The sequence below is a fragment of the Arthrobacter flavus genome (genome assembly GCF_039526005.1).
GTDB classification, from domain to species: domain Bacteria; phylum Actinomycetota; class Actinomycetes; order Actinomycetales; family Micrococcaceae; genus Arthrobacter_D; species Arthrobacter_D flavus.
In genome coordinates this window covers 106,298-119,627 of the sequence record NZ_BAAAIJ010000020.1, presented here as the reverse complement: position 1 = coordinate 119,627, position 13,330 = coordinate 106,298, and the positions used below count along the sequence as shown (strand labels likewise).

Here is a 13,330-nt window from a genome sequence, read left to right as displayed (position 1 = left end):
TCCACTACAGTTACCAACAGCCAGCCATGGCAGCGTAGAGAAAACCATCAAATCCGCCGTCCGAAATCACCACAGCAGCTCACCGGTTCCTGGAGTGCCGGTGGTGTGTGTGCTGGTGGCGCCTGGATTGCCAGTGGTGCCGGGTTCGCAGTGGTGGGTGAGGAGGTCGGTGAGGACATCGGTTTTGAGTTGGGTGAGGGTGCGGTCCTCGTGCGGGTGTTGCAGGGCACGGGCCATGAAGGTCAGGCGGTGTTCGATGCCGCAGGCCTGTTCGGCGGGGAGGTAGGCCGAGAACCAGGCCATGCCGTCGTGGGCGGGGGTGAGTTCCACGTGCCGGTCCTCAACGGCTGCGGCCTTGCGGGTGGTGATGGAATCGGGGTGGAGCTTTTCCCGGATCCGGTGGCAGAGGCTTGTCAACCGGGGTGGAGTCAGGTGCGCTCCTCGTTGGAGGACTTGATCCTCAAACCCGGACAGCACCTCGGCCGGGAGGAACAGGGCTTCCTCGGCGATGATCTGGGCTTGCCGGACCGAGATCACCCCCATTCCCAGGCACTGCAGGGTTTCCGGGAGGTCCAGGGCCAGCGTCAGGCTGTGACCCAACAACCGGTGGGCGGCCCGCCCGGAAAGATTCAGTAACGGCGCTAGTTCCTCGGCGGTGAGGGTGAACCCCAACCCCGTACCGACACCCTGCCGCGACGCGGGACGGGACGCGGCGAGGCTTTGCACTTCGCGGTGCAGATCAACGACCAGCTCGGCCTGCCGGGCAGTCACCCAGGACAGCAACCGATCCGCGGCCAATAACAAATCCGAGATCGTCGCCACCGGATCCGACGCAGCCTCAGATGCTTTGTCAGCCGGTCCGTCAGCGTCTTGTCCGGCGGGTTCCTTCGCGGGGACACGGTTAGCTTCCCAAGGCAGCAACATGGCCACCAGCGATTCGGGGCCAGCCAGTTCAACCTCGGTGGCCGCCGCAGCAATGCTGCGGTTCACACCGGCTTCCTCCTGCTGCTTCATACCTCCATCACATCACCTGCCACCGACATTTTTCGGCGCCCAACAGACCGTCAGGACCCACCCCAATTAAGCCCACAGCGAACACAAGTGTCGGCCTGGAACTGGCCTATGCGACGCGGGTGATCTCCACTTTCACATTCAACGTCGAACCGCCGCCGCCTGACAGGATCCCCTTCAGCGGCGATACATCCTTGTAGTCCCGGCCACGCGCCACCGAAACATGGAAGTCGCTGACCGGTCCGCTGTTGGTGGGGTCCCAGCCGCGCCACTCGCCGTCCCACCATTCGACCCAGGCGTGAGACTGACCTGCGACAGTCTCACCGATACCGGCGCTGCTGCGTGGATGCAGGTACCCCGAAATGTAGCGTGCGGGAATGCCGATGCTGCGGAACGCACCAATCGCGAGATGCGCCAAATCCTGGCACACGCCTTTCCTCGAATCCCAGGCGTCCCGAGCGTTGGTCTGCACGCCGGTGACGCCCTGCACGTAAGACATTTCCTGCTTGATCCACTCAAGGATCGCGTGCACTGCCTGATGCGGGTTGCGATCAGCTGCCAGCCGTAACGCGTTGGCGCTGACTTCCGGGTCTGGGTCGGTCAACCCGGTTTGCGGCAGCCAGTCGCCGTACTCGTTGATGACCTCGTCAGAGCGGAGGTGGTCCCAGGTCACCACCTCATCGTCGGCAGGAATCCGCTCTATCCGGCTCACCTCAACGGTGGTGACGGCTGTCACCTCAAGCGCCTCGTGGGCGCTCTGCATGTCGAACGCGGTCACCCTGGTACCCCAGTAGTCGCGATACGTTGACACGGCAGCGCTCGACGGCGACACCTTCAGCGTCGACTCAAGGACCACCTGCTGGGGGTCCGTGAGCGGCGTCATCCGCGCCTCGTTGTAGGACAAAGTCACTTTGCGCACATAGTTGTAACCGGTGCGATGGGTGATCAGCAAGCGGGTCATGAGAGTTCTCCCACCCAGGACAGCTCGTCCGCCTGGGAAAAGTAGGTGCGTGAAATTGCGTCAGAAGCCTGGGCGCAGGCCTTCTGGACGCGTTCCATGTGCTCGGGCAACTCTGACATCAGGTCGTCGGTCTGATGGAACTCAAGGAACGTTCGGGCCTGGCCGACGATACGGCTGGCGTCGTTGATAAACCCAACCCGGCGGTAGGCGGGGTTGAGATTGGTCAGGCACTTCTCAGCGTCGCTCAGCGCGTACACGATCGACCGCGGGAACAACCGGTCCAGCAGCAGGAACTCCGCCGCCTGCTGGTCGCCAAACGAAGCCCTCCGGGTGCGCAGGAACGACTCGTAGGCGCCGGCACACCGCAACATATTGACCCAGGACATGCCTGCAGCATGCACATCGTGGGTGGACAACATGCGCGCTGTCATGTCTGCCCGCTCAAGGCTCCTGCCCAGCACGAGGAACTGCCAGCTTTCGTCGTGGCTCATGGTGGTATCCGACAAACCCCGGATCATCGCAGTGCGTTCGACCACCCAGTGGCAGAAACGGTAGGTTCCCACCACATCCTTGCGGTGCTGGGTCAGGCCATACCAGGTGGTATTGAGGCTCTCCCACACGCTGCCGGACACGGTCTCCCGTGCCCGTCGGGCGTTCTCACGTGCCGCGCCCAAGGCGCCAGCAATGGAGGTGGTGCTGGTTCGGTCGTAGGCCAGGGACTGCAAGAGGTCTGAGAGTTCAAGCTCGTCACCCTCCGCCCGGCTGCCCATCACTCCCAGCAGCTGCCGAGACACATCGCGCTGCTCACTGCGCGGCATCTGGTTCAGGCGCTCCAGGTGAACATCGAGGATACGGGCCGTGCCATCGGCGCGCTCCACATAGCGACCAATCCAGAATAGGGATTCAGCGATCCGGCTAAGCATTGACTGTGTCCTCTCCACGGTTCCCGCGGTGTCCCCCGGCGGGGGCTGCTACCGAATCGGCTTGCTGCTGCTGCTGCTGTTGCTCCGGTTGCCGGTCCTGCCACCCCGATTCGATCGGCCAGACCCTTTCCTGGATTGGGCGACGCACGGTCTCGACGGGGGGACGCACCGGGGTCTGATTTTGTTCGTCGACCACCCAGGTGTCCTTGGAACCGCCGCCCTGGCTGGAGTTCACAATCAGGGAGCCTTCCTTCATGGCCACCCGGGTGAGCCCACCCGGCAGCACCCAGACGTCGTCGCCGTCGTTCACCGCGAATGGACGAAGGTCCACATGGCGGGGACTGAACTGGCCGCCGGACATGGTCGGCACTGTGGAGAGCTGGAGAACTGGCTGTGCGATCCAACCGCGGGGGTCGGCCGTGACCCGCTCCCTCAAAGCGTCCAGCTCCTCCTTCGACGCGTCGGGGCCGATGACGAGGCCCTTGCCGCCGGAGCCGTCCACTGGCTTGACCACCAGCTCGTCCAAGCGGTCCAGCACCTCCTCGCGGGCCACTGGATCCTCAAGCCGGTACGTGTCAACGTTGGCGATGATTGGCTCTTCGCTGAGGTAATACCGGATCAGGTCGGGGACATAGGTGTAGACGAGCTTGTCATCGGCCACTCCGTTGCCCAGGGCATTGGCGATCGTCACAGTGCCGGCGCGCGCCGCGTTGACCAGGCCGGGGCAGCCGAGCATCGAGTCGGAACGGAACTGCAACGGATCGAGGAACTCGTCGTCGATCCGCTTGTAGATGACGTCCACGCGTTGCTCGCCGGCGGTGGTGCGCATATAGACGCGGTTGCCACGGCAGATCAGGTCGCGGCCCTCCACCAGTTCCACACCCATCAATCCCGCCAACAGGGTGTGTTCAAAGTAGGCGGAGTTGAAGACCCCGGGAGTGAGGACCACCACTGTCGGGTCTTCAGCGGACGACGGCGCCGTCTTCCGAAGCGCTGCAAGAAGTCGACGGGGGTACTCTTCGACCGGCCGGATGTGCTGTTGCCCGAAAGCCTCCGGCAGCCCCTTGGCCATGGCGCGCCGGTTCTCGAGCACGTAGCTGACGCCGCTGGGCACGCGGACGTTGTCTTCAAGTACCCGGAAGGTACCTTCCTGGTCGCGGACGACGTCGATCCCTGAAATGTGCACCCGAACACCACCGGCCGGGTCGAAGCCCGATACCTGCCGATGGAAATGGGCGCTTGAGGTGATGAGGCGGCGGGGGATAACGCCGTCGGCGACCACCGACATTTTGTCGTAGACGTCATTGAGGAACGCCTCAAGTGCGCGGACCCGTTGGCTGACACCCTGTTCCAGAACCTGCCAGTCATTGCCCGAGATGACCCGAGGCACAATGTCCAACGGGAAGGGCCGCTCCTCCCCCGCATAATCGAACGTGACACCGCGGTCAAGGAAAGTACGGGCCATGGAATCGGCGCGAGCGGTAACATCGGCGAGGTTCAGTTCGCTGAGAGCTGCGGCTACCTGGCTGTATTCGGTGCGTGCCAACTGGCCGGGCGCGAACATCTCATCGAACGCGGGGGTGCGGCTGGCTGCTGCTGCATAATCTTCGAAAAGGTCGGACATGGGCTCAACATTGCCACGAATTTTCTGTAATACATATTGTGGAGTGGGTCACGTCGTGAGCATCGCGGTGAGTTTTCGCGACGAGCCGATCGGTGATCGATGCACTTCTCTGCTGTGCCTCGTCTCTGCTGTACCTCGTCGCAAGGCGGACGCCGTCGTCACACTTGGCGCGGAACTGACGGTGGAGGCCGAGGGGCTGGTCGGGACAGCTCCGGTTGAGGCTCTGTTCCCCGACTGAGGCAAGACCCGGCGGCCGTGATTGAATGACCGGGTGATGAACGAAAATCTCCGCCGCGACGAAGCAGCCCTCCGGTCCAGTCTCCTGACCATCGACAGGTACGAGGTTCACCTCGACCTGAGGGAGGCCGCTGATCCTGAGGTCGCCGGGTTCCTCTCCCGCTCGACCGTCACCTTCAGCTGCGGCTCACCGGGCAGCGAGACCTTCATGGACTTCATCGCCGGTGAGGTGCACCGGGTTACCCTCAACGGCACGGACCTGGACCCTGCCGTCGTCGTCGACGGCGCCCGGATCACCCTTCCGGATCTGGCTGCCGACAATGTAGTGACCATTACCGGGACCGCTCTCTACAGCCGCAGCGGCGAAGGCATGCACCGCTTCACCGACCCCGCCGATGGGCAAACGTACCTTTATACGCAGTACGAACCTGCCGATGCCCGCCGGGTCTTCGCCAACTTTGAGCAACCCGATTTGAAAGCCGCCTTCACCTTCTCGGTGAACGCACCCGCAAGCTGGGTCGTGGCCTCCAACGGAGCCGAGGTGACCCGTCAGGATGGCGGGGAGGACAGCCGGGTGTGGCACTTCGCGCCCACTGAACGGATTTCGACCTACATCACCACCATCCTGGCCGGCCCATACTTCGCTGCCACCGACCACTGGTCCGGCACCATGTCCGACGGGTCCACGCTCGAGGTCCCGTTGGGGCTCTACTGCAGGGCGTCCCTGGCCGAGGCATTCGACACGGACACCATCTTTGATGTCACCAAGCGGGGACTCGAGTACTTCCATTCACGGTTCGAATATCCTTACCCCTTCGGCAAGTACGAACAGGCGTTCGTCCCCGAATACAACCTCGGGGCCATGGAAAACCCCGGGTTGGTCACTTTCACTGAGGCCTACATCTTCCGTTCCAAGGCGACCCATGACCAATATGAGGCCCGTGCCAACACCATCCTCCACGAGATGGCCCATATGTGGTTCGGTGACCTGGTGACCATGTTCTGGTGGGACGATCTGTGGTTGAAGGAATCCTTTGCCGACTACATGGGCGCCCTTGCCGTCGCCGAAGCCACCGGTTCCGCCACCTCATGGGTTAGTTTCGCCAACCGCCGCAAGGCCTGGGCTTACCTCCAGGACCAGCTGCCGTCCACCCACCCCATTACCGCTGACATTGTGGATCTGGAAGCGGCCAAACAGAACTTCGACGGGATCACCTACGCGAAGGGGGCCTCGGTGCTGAAACAGCTGGTGGCCTACGCCGGCAGCGAAGCATTCTTCGAGGCGGCCCGCACCTACTTCAGGACCCACGCGTTCGGTAACACCCGGTTGGCGGACCTCCTTTCAGCACTGTCGGACGCCACCGGCCAGGACATGAGCGCCTGGGCACAGCAGTGGCTCCAGACGTCCGGTGTGCCGTTGCTCGGTGCCGAGGTAGCGGTCGACGACGACGGCACCTACCGTTCCGTGGTGATCCACCAGGACGCCATCGACCCGGTCACTGGCGCGGCAGCACTCCGTCCGCACCAGCTGCGGCTCGGACTCTACAGCTTCGACGCCGGAGCACTGGTGCGGACCGGCGCCGTCGATGTGCGTATCGACGGCGCCGTGACCGATATCCCTGAGCTGGTGGGTACCCGCCAACCCGATCTGCTGCTCATCAACGATGATGATTTGACCTACGCAAAGATCCGCTTCGATGAGCGGTCGCTGGCGACCCTGCTGGGTAGCGTCGGCCGGCTTGAGGAGCCGCTGGCGCGGGCTGTCTGCCAGGCGGCGCTGTGGTCGAATACCCGTGACGCGGCGCTCTCAGCGGCCGCTTACCTGGGCGCGGTGCAGCTCGCTGCGCCCGGCGAGTCAGGGGTTGGTGCGCTGCAGGTCATGGTCCGGAACGCGCACTACGCCGTGGAACACTACTCCCCGGCTGACGAGCGTGATGGGCTGCGGGAACGGCTGTTTTCGTTGGTGCTGGAGGGTCTGCACGCGGCCGAACCTGCCTCCGACCTGCAGCTGGTCTGGGCCCGGGCAGCAGCCGCTTTGGGTCTGCACAGCGACACCCACTCGGAGTGGTTCAGGGAACTGCTCGACGGATCTAAGACCGTGACTGGGCTGGCCGTGGACCCCGAACTGCGCTGGCTCCTCTGGCAGGCGCTGGCCGCGCAGGGGCAGGCCTCGGGTGCTGAGTTGGAAGCGGAGCTTGCCCGGGACCGCACCGCGGCCGGTAAGGCAGGATTCACCAGGGCTTCCACCTCGGTACCTGACGCTGCCATCAAGGAGAAGGCCTGGCAAGAAGCAATCTTCGGGACCCGGCTGTCCAACGAACTGTTGTCAGCAACCATCGCCGGGTTCGGCGAGGGCCCCGCCGAACTCCGGGCCCCGTACGTTGATCGTTATTTCGCCGAGATTGCCCGCGTGTGGGACGCCATGGGAATCGAGATGGCTAGCCGCATTGTCCGCGGTCTGTTCCCCGGTTCACAGGACCTCACGCCGGGTGAAGCAGCCCAAGAGCATCGGGTGGTGCTGGCAGCCGATAGCTGGCTGACAACTCACCAGTCGGCGCCTGCGGCGCTGCGCCGGATTGTCCTGGAGGAACGCGACCACCTGGTGCGATCGTTACACGCCCAGGGGAAGTCCGTCCTGACGAGTCCGTCTGCTAGGTAACCCGGTACAGCCAGTCCCGGGTGCCAAATTTTTCCTCCACCAGGCGCTCCGCACGGGCCACCTCATCATCGGTGAACGTTGAGTCCTGAGCGCCGTACTTCGCCCGGAACGTGTCGATCATGACCCGGATGATGTCTTCCCGGGACCTGCCGGTCTGACGGCGGAGGGGATCCACCCGCTTCTTTGCGCTCCGGGTGCCCTTGTCGGACAGCTTTTCCTTGCCAATGCGTAACACCTCAAGCATCTTGTCGGCGTCGATGTCGTAGGACATGGTGACGTGGTGCAGCATGCCGCCGTTGCTCAGCCGCTTTTGCGCGGCGCCGCCAATTTTTCCGATCTCGGTGGCAATGTCATTGAGCGGCTGGTACCAGGCTTCGATCCCGAGGGTGCGAAGCGCGTCCATCACCCAGGCGTCAAGGAACGGGTACGACTCGGCGAAGCTCAACGAGTCCACCAAAGTCTGCGGAAGGTACAGGGAGTAGGTGATGGCGTTACCGTGTTCCATGAACATCGCTCCCCCGCCGCTGATCCGGCGGACCACGCTCACGCCATGCCGCTGCACCCCCTCAGGGCTCACCTCGTTGCGCATCGACTGGAAGCTGCCAATCACCACCGACGGCGACTCCCATTCCCAGAACCTCAGGGTGGGATTGCGGCGCCCATCGCCGACATCCCGGGTCAGGACCTCGTCCATCGCGACGTGCATCTCGGTGGAGAGCGGTGTGGGCCCAATAATGTCCCACTGGTGGTCGGCCCACCCGGTTGCCAGGCCCAGGGCGCGGCGGACCGCGGTCGCCACCGCCTCCGGAGAGAAGCCGAACAGTTCCGCCGCAGGGTCCAGCCCCTGCACGACGGCGGCTGTCAATTCCCCGTGCGAGGCGTGCGCCGGTAGGCCCTCCAGGGACCGGTTGATGTCGTCGAGCGCTTCGTCAGGCTCGAGGAAGAAGTCACCGTTGATGGACACTCCGGTCAGGACTCCGTTGGAGACTTCGAGATCGGCGGCGACCAGCTTCCCACCGGGCACCTTGACCTCGCCGTGGAGAGGTCCTGCGGGGGTCTGAGCGGTCATCGGGGGTGCTCCTTGGAGACTGGTCGACGGGGTTGAACAAGAAATGGGCCCGGACCACCGAAGCGGTCCGGACCCATCAGGCAGACTAGTCTGCTTTCGGCATTACTTCTTGCCGAAGCCCTTGAAGCGGGCGTTGAAGCGCTCGACGCGGCCGGCGGAGTCCATGATCCGCTGCTTGCCGGTGTAGAAAGGGTGCGACTCAGAGGAGATTTCGACCTCGACCAGTGGGTAGGTGTTGCCGTCCTCCCATTCAATGGTCTTCTTGGAGGTCACGGTGGACCGGGTCAGGAATGACTTCTCGGACGCGAGGTCGCGGAAGACAACCGTTGAATACTTGGGGTGGATATCAGACTTCACAGTGTTACCTTCGTTAGTTGCCTGGATTTGGCCAGGCACAAGGGGGTTGGAAAAGTTGGCTGGCCCTAAGACCAGCTACCTACTCTACCGCACCCGGGTCAGTCCCAGCCATCTTGCCGCCGGTCGGTGTGGCACGGCAGCTAGCGCCGGCATTCCCAGAAAGCTACAGCGCTTGCCGCCGCGACATTGAGGGAATCGACGCCGGCTCGCATTGGGATACTCACGCTGTGGTCAGCCTGTTCGAGGGTCGCCTGGGTGATGCCCTCCCCCTCGGTGCCAAGCACCAGGGCGAGCCGTTCATGACGGGCGGCGCTGAGTTCGTCCAGGGCGATGGTCCTGTCCCCGAGAGCGAGGCCAGCAACCACGAATCCTGCTTTCTGCAGGTCGCCGAGCTGCGCAGGCCACCCGGTTAATCTCACCCATGGCACCTGGAAGACGGCGCCCATGCTGACCCTGATCGCACGCCGGTAAAGCGGGTCGGCGCAGCGCGGACTGATCAGGACGGCGTCCACACCGAGTGCCGCGGCGGAGCGAAAAATCGCGCCGAGGTTGGTGTGGTCGACGATGTCCTCAAGGACTGCGATCCGGTGCGCACCCTTCAGTACCTCATCCAGGTCAAGCGGACGGGGCCGGTCCATCGCTGCCAGCGCGCCACGGTGCAGATGGAACCCGGTGATCTGCTCGAGGATCTGCTCAGTACCGATGAAAGCGGGGACCGTGGGGAAGCGCTCCAGAAGGTCCTGCAGATCGGGCAACCACTTGTCGGTGAGAAAGAAGGACCGTGGTGTGTGGCCAGCATCGACGGCACGCCTGAGCACCTTGGTGCTCTCGGCAATGTAGAGGCCTTCGGCGGGTTCCCGCCGTCGGCGGAGCTGGGTATCGGTCAGGGAGGTGTAGTCCGACACCAGCGGGTCGGTGGGGTCAGTCAGACGGTGGATGCTCATCCGGTGACCAGCCGGGCGACCATGATGTAGAGGGCAATCAGGCCGAGAGTTACGATGATGGACCGCAGCACTGCCGGGCGAAGCCTGCGCCCGATCACTGCACCACAGAAGCCGCCGATGAGGGAGCTCACGGCGATGATCAGCACCACCCACCAGTTGATGCGGTCGAACGCGAAGAGCATGTACGAGATGCCTGCCACCACGTTGACCGCGAGCACCAGCAGGTTCTTCACTGCGTTCGCGTTCTGGATGGTGCCGTGCAGGAAAATGCCGAGGATGCCGACCAGCAGGATGCCCTGAGCTGCGACGAAGTACCCGCCGTAGACGCCCGCCAGGTACACGAGGACGGTCAGCCCCACGGGGTGGGCCCGGGTGGACTCCGTGCGTTCAGCCCGGAGGAGGACCCTGCGTTGCAGTGCGGGCTGGAAGATCACAAACGCCAGAGCAATGACGATCAGGATCGGCGCCGCGAACTCGAAGACCTGTTCCGGCAGGTTCAGGAGGAGAGCCGCACCGCTGATGCCCCCGAGAACCGAGGCGGGAAGCAGGCGAAGGATGGTTGAACGCAAACCGGCAAGCTCGCGACGGTACCCCCAGGTTCCCGACACACCGCCCGCGATCAGGCCCATCGCGTTGCTGATGGTCGCAGTGACCGGCGCGAATCCCAGCGCGAGCAGGACCGGGAAGGTGACGAGCGTGCCGGAACCCACCACCGAATTGATGGCACCGGCCCAGAGACCGGCAACAAAGATGAGGGCACCCTGCAGCAGTTCCATCAGCAGGCTTACCGGAGCTAGGCGCGGGCGCGGGCGACAGCCGTGTAGCGGCCGTCCTGGTGGCGGACGTCGAGGGGCACATCGAAAGCCGCGCTGAGGTGCTCTTCGGTGAAGACGGTCTCGATCGGACCGGAAGCCACCACCGCGCCGTCGCGCATCAGCATGGCGTGGGTGAATCCCGGTGGCACCTCTTCGAGGTGGTGGGTCACCAGCACCATGACCGGCGATTCATCGTCCTGGGCCAGGGCTGCGAGCCGGGTGATCAGGTCCTCGCGACCGGCGAGGTCCAGCCCGGCACCAGGCTCGTCGAGGAGCAGCAGTTCCGGGTCGGTCATCAGGGCTCGGGCGATCTGGACGCGCTTCCGTTCGCCCTCGCTGAGGGAGGCGAACGGCCGGTTCATGAACGTGGACATGCCCCATGCATCGAGCAGGGCAAAGGCGCGGCGGGCGTCCTGCTTTTCGTACTGCTCCCGCCACCGTCCGGTGATTCCGTAGGAAGCGGTGACCACCACGTTGAGCACGGTTTCGTGCTCGGGGATCTGGGCGGCGAGGGCCGCGGAGGCGAGCCCAATGCGGGGACGCAACTCGAAGACATCCACCGCTCCCAACACTTCGTCCAGGATCCCTGCGACACCCCGGGTGGGGTGGATGCGGGCGCCAGCGATCTGAAGCAGGGAGGTTTTGCCAGCGCCGTTCGGGCCCATGATCACCCAGCGTTCGCCGTCCTTGACCTGCCAGTCCACACTGTCCAACAGCGTCTTGCCGCCCCGGACAAGGCTTACCCCAGCTAACTCAAGAACATCACTCATAGCACTAGACATTAGGCCAACTAGCGCAGCAAACGCGAAACGGTGCCGGCCCGACGCCCGGGAGGCGTCGATGGGCAGGGCGAGCGGCCGACGTCGTCCAGGGAAGTGATTTCGGGGCGCGCACAACGCCCGGCGATAATGGCCAGGTGGCGCTGACCGCGTTGCGGTAGAAGACGAATGGTGAAAGTGGAGGATTATGCCCAGGGAATTCGGTGTCGTCAGTTACGGTGTGCAGCTTCCGGATGAGTTTCTGATCGCCGTCCAGGGCGCCGTCCAGAACACCGGTGCCCACATCATCGAACTCGAGAACTCGGGGAGCCCACGCTTCCAGGCGTCCACCGTTTTCGTCTCGTTCGACGGCGATGCCGCCGCCCTGCGGGACGCTGTGCGGCCCCACCTGACGGGCGACCTGGGCTGCGCCGTCGTCCCTCCCCCGCTGGTTGGCGAGGGGCGGAAGCTCCTCATCATGGACGTGGATTCCACCCTGATCCGCCAGGAAGTCATTGAGCTGCTCGCTGCGCACGCTGGCCGGGAGGCGGAGGTCGCCGCCGTTACCGAGGCGGCGATGCGCGGCGAAATCGATTTCACCCAGAGCCTCCAGTCGAGGGTGGCGGTGCTCAAGGGGCTTCCGGTCAGCGTCCTCGCCGAGGTGGGCTCGGTTATCGAACTCAGCGACGGCGCCGAGGAACTGGTCCGCCACTATCTGGCGGCAGGGCACGCGGTTGCCGCGGTCTCGGGCGGTTTCACCCAGCTGCTCGATCCGCTGGCCGTCCAGCTGAGCCTGACCTTTGCGGAGGCCAACGTACTGGGCGTCAGCGACGACGGGCATCTCACCGGTGAGGTTGTCGGCGCGGTCGTGGACCGTGCCGCCAAGGAGCGGGCCCTGCGGCGGTGGGCTGCTGAAGCCGGGGTGCCGGTGGAGCGGACCATCGCCGTCGGCGACGGGGCGAATGACCTCGACATGCTTGGCGCGGCCGGGCTCGGAGTGGCTTTTAACGCCAAACCAGCGGTCCGGTCAGCGGCCGACGCGGCAATCGACGTCCCGTACCTGGACGTCGTGAAGCACTTCAGCCGGCACTAGCCCCGGGGATCCACACCCCTGAGCCCAGCCCACCCCAAGGTGGGGGTGGGCCGGGTCGATCCCCGGGCCGGGCTGGGCGCGCTACTTGGTGAAGTACTCGTAGCCGCCGACGTACTCGGTGTGTCCGCTGGGGACATCGGCGGTGGCCATCTTCGCGATCTCGGCGGCGAACTCGGCGACCGAGTAGAGCCGCCCGGCCTGCTCGCGGCGCGCTTCGATCGCCCCGGGGGTAGCCCGGTCGAGCAGGGTTGCTGTGACGGTGCCCTCGATCATGTCACCGGAAACCACGACCAGGGTGATGCCCTTGGCCTCCAGCTCCGGCAGCAGCTCGCGGAGGGCATCCTCACCGGCCCGCTTACTGCGAGCGACGGCCTCGTAGGCTGCCATCGTGGGAACCGTGTTGATGAAGTGCGCCTGGTGGCTGGTGATGAACACCACTCGGGAACCCGACGGCATCACATCCATAGCCGCGCGCAGCATGTTGACCTGCGCGTCACGGTTCAGTTTCAGGGCGTAGTCTTCCTCGACTCCCGACTCCATCCCGCCGGACGCATTCAGGACCAGCAAACCGAGGCCCCCGAAGTTGTCGACCGCTGCCTGGATCAGCGCCGCTGACCCCTCAGCGGTGGTCAGATCGGCCCCAACGGCTACCGCCTTCCCGCCAGCGGCCTCGATCCCCGCCACCACCTTCGCGGCGCGCGGTGCCTTCTGCCGGTAATTGACGACGACGGCGGCGCCCTGGTCAGCGAGCAGTTTCGCGACATCAGCCCCGATTCCGCGTGACGATCCGGTGACGATTGCCGTTGTGCCATCCAACGCGGCCATGGGTACTCCTCTTAGTCAGTGAAACTCTTGGTCGGTGAAACAGTAGTCAGAAAA

At 64.5% G+C, this 13,330-nt stretch carries 13 protein-coding genes; 3 read left to right on the top strand and 10 right to left on the bottom strand.

The window, feature by feature from the left end:
* Positions 1 to 66: 66 nt before the first annotated feature.
* From ABD059_RS06735 to ABD059_RS06720, 4 genes are all read right to left on the bottom strand, one after another.
* The gene (locus ABD059_RS06735; RefSeq protein WP_343878593.1) at positions 67 to 1,014 is read right to left on the bottom strand and encodes a DUF222 domain-containing protein; all 948 of its coding nucleotides are present in this window, start codon (positions 1,012 to 1,014) and stop codon (positions 67 to 69) included.
* Positions 1,015 to 1,120: 106 nt separating this feature from the next.
* Positions 1,121 to 1,972 carry a transglutaminase family protein gene (locus ABD059_RS06730; RefSeq protein WP_343878592.1) on the bottom strand — a complete coding sequence of 284 codons (852 nt, stop codon included), beginning with the start codon at positions 1,970 to 1,972 and terminating at the stop codon, positions 1,121 to 1,123.
* Positions 1,969 to 2,895 carry an alpha-E domain-containing protein gene (locus ABD059_RS06725; protein WP_019482679.1) on the bottom strand — a complete coding sequence of 309 codons (927 nt, stop codon included), beginning with the start codon at positions 2,893 to 2,895 and terminating at the stop codon, positions 1,969 to 1,971. The genes ABD059_RS06730 and ABD059_RS06725 overlap by 4 nt, the downstream gene beginning before the upstream one ends.
* Positions 2,888 to 4,519, bottom strand: coding sequence for a circularly permuted type 2 ATP-grasp protein (locus ABD059_RS06720; protein ID WP_343878591.1), 1,632 nt, complete (start codon positions 4,517 to 4,519; stop codon positions 2,888 to 2,890). The genes ABD059_RS06725 and ABD059_RS06720 overlap by 8 nt, the downstream gene beginning before the upstream one ends.
* Before the next feature lie 55 nt (positions 4,520 to 4,574).
* Between ABD059_RS06720 and ABD059_RS06715 the strand changes: the two genes are divergently transcribed.
* Both ABD059_RS06715 and pepN read left to right on the top strand, forming a co-directional pair.
* A complete protein-coding gene (locus ABD059_RS06715; protein ID WP_343878590.1) occupies positions 4,575 to 4,757 on the top strand; it encodes a hypothetical protein in 183 nt (60 codons plus the stop codon).
* Between the two features lie 36 nt (positions 4,758 to 4,793).
* Positions 4,794 to 7,415 (top strand): aminopeptidase N, encoded by a 2,622-nt coding sequence (pepN, locus tag ABD059_RS06710; RefSeq protein ID WP_343878589.1) that lies wholly within the window; start codon positions 4,794 to 4,796, stop codon positions 7,413 to 7,415.
* On the opposite strand, the gene lplAB is transcribed toward pepN, so the two are convergent.
* The 5 genes from lplAB to ABD059_RS06685 all read right to left on the bottom strand — a co-directional run bounded on the left by lplAB (position 7,408) and on the right by ABD059_RS06685 (position 11,370).
* Positions 7,408 to 8,484 (bottom strand): lipoate-protein ligase LplAB, encoded by a 1,077-nt coding sequence (gene lplAB, locus ABD059_RS06705; RefSeq protein ID WP_343878587.1) that lies wholly within the window; start codon positions 8,482 to 8,484, stop codon positions 7,408 to 7,410. The genes pepN and lplAB overlap by 8 nt on opposite strands.
* 102 nt (positions 8,485 to 8,586) lie before the next feature.
* Positions 8,587 to 8,841, bottom strand: a complete 255-nt coding sequence (locus ABD059_RS06700; RefSeq protein ID WP_171585149.1) for a type B 50S ribosomal protein L31 — start codon at positions 8,839 to 8,841, stop codon at positions 8,587 to 8,589.
* A 140-nt stretch (positions 8,842 to 8,981) separates the two neighbouring features.
* Positions 8,982 to 9,785, bottom strand: a complete 804-nt coding sequence (locus ABD059_RS06695; protein ID WP_343878585.1) for a TrmH family RNA methyltransferase — start codon at positions 9,783 to 9,785, stop codon at positions 8,982 to 8,984.
* Complete coding sequence (locus ABD059_RS06690; protein WP_343878583.1) at positions 9,782 to 10,561, bottom strand: sulfite exporter TauE/SafE family protein; 780 nt, start codon at positions 10,559 to 10,561, stop codon at positions 9,782 to 9,784. Before ABD059_RS06690 ends, ABD059_RS06695 begins: the two co-directional genes overlap by 4 nt.
* A gap of 17 nt (positions 10,562 to 10,578) precedes the next feature.
* Positions 10,579 to 11,370: an ABC transporter ATP-binding protein gene (locus ABD059_RS06685; RefSeq protein WP_343878582.1), complete on the bottom strand. Its 792-nt coding sequence runs from the start codon at positions 11,368 to 11,370 to the stop codon at positions 10,579 to 10,581.
* A 196-nt stretch (positions 11,371 to 11,566) separates the two neighbouring features.
* Here ABD059_RS06685 and serB point away from each other — a divergent pair, with 196 nt between their 5' ends.
* A complete protein-coding gene (gene serB, locus ABD059_RS06680; protein ID WP_343878581.1) occupies positions 11,567 to 12,451 on the top strand; it encodes a phosphoserine phosphatase SerB in 885 nt (294 codons plus the stop codon).
* Between the two features lie 81 nt (positions 12,452 to 12,532).
* Here the strand turns inward: serB and ABD059_RS06675 are convergent, their stop codons facing one another.
* A complete protein-coding gene (locus ABD059_RS06675; protein ID WP_019482669.1) occupies positions 12,533 to 13,276 on the bottom strand; it encodes an SDR family oxidoreductase in 744 nt (247 codons plus the stop codon).
* Positions 13,277 to 13,330: the final 54 nt, after the last annotated feature.

Coding starts and splice junctions, on each gene's coding strand:
- ABD059_RS06730 (WP_343878592.1), bottom strand. CDS start 1,972: ATGACCCGCTTGCTGATCACCCATCGCACCGGTTACAACTATGTGCGC.
- ABD059_RS06725 (WP_019482679.1), bottom strand. CDS start 2,895: ATGCTTAGCCGGATCGCTGAATCCCTATTCTGGATTGGTCGCTATGTG.
- ABD059_RS06695 (WP_343878585.1), bottom strand. CDS start 9,785: ATGAGCATCCACCGTCTGACTGACCCCACCGACCCGCTGGTGTCGGAC.
- lplAB (WP_343878587.1), bottom strand. CDS start 8,484: ATGACCGCTCAGACCCCCGCAGGACCTCTCCACGGCGAGGTCAAGGTG.
- ABD059_RS06690 (WP_343878583.1), bottom strand. CDS start 10,561: ATGGAACTGCTGCAGGGTGCCCTCATCTTTGTTGCCGGTCTCTGGGCC.
- ABD059_RS06685 (WP_343878582.1), bottom strand. CDS start 11,370: ATGAGTGATGTTCTTGAGTTAGCTGGGGTAAGCCTTGTCCGGGGCGGC.
- ABD059_RS06675 (WP_019482669.1), bottom strand. CDS start 13,276: ATGGCCGCGTTGGATGGCACAACGGCAATCGTCACCGGATCGTCACGC.
- ABD059_RS06720 (WP_343878591.1), bottom strand. CDS start 4,519: ATGTCCGACCTTTTCGAAGATTATGCAGCAGCAGCCAGCCGCACCCCC.
- pepN (WP_343878589.1), top strand. CDS start 4,794: ATGAACGAAAATCTCCGCCGCGACGAAGCAGCCCTCCGGTCCAGTCTC.
- ABD059_RS06735 (WP_343878593.1), bottom strand. CDS start 1,014: ATGAAGCAGCAGGAGGAAGCCGGTGTGAACCGCAGCATTGCTGCGGCG.
- serB (WP_343878581.1), top strand. CDS start 11,567: ATGCCCAGGGAATTCGGTGTCGTCAGTTACGGTGTGCAGCTTCCGGAT.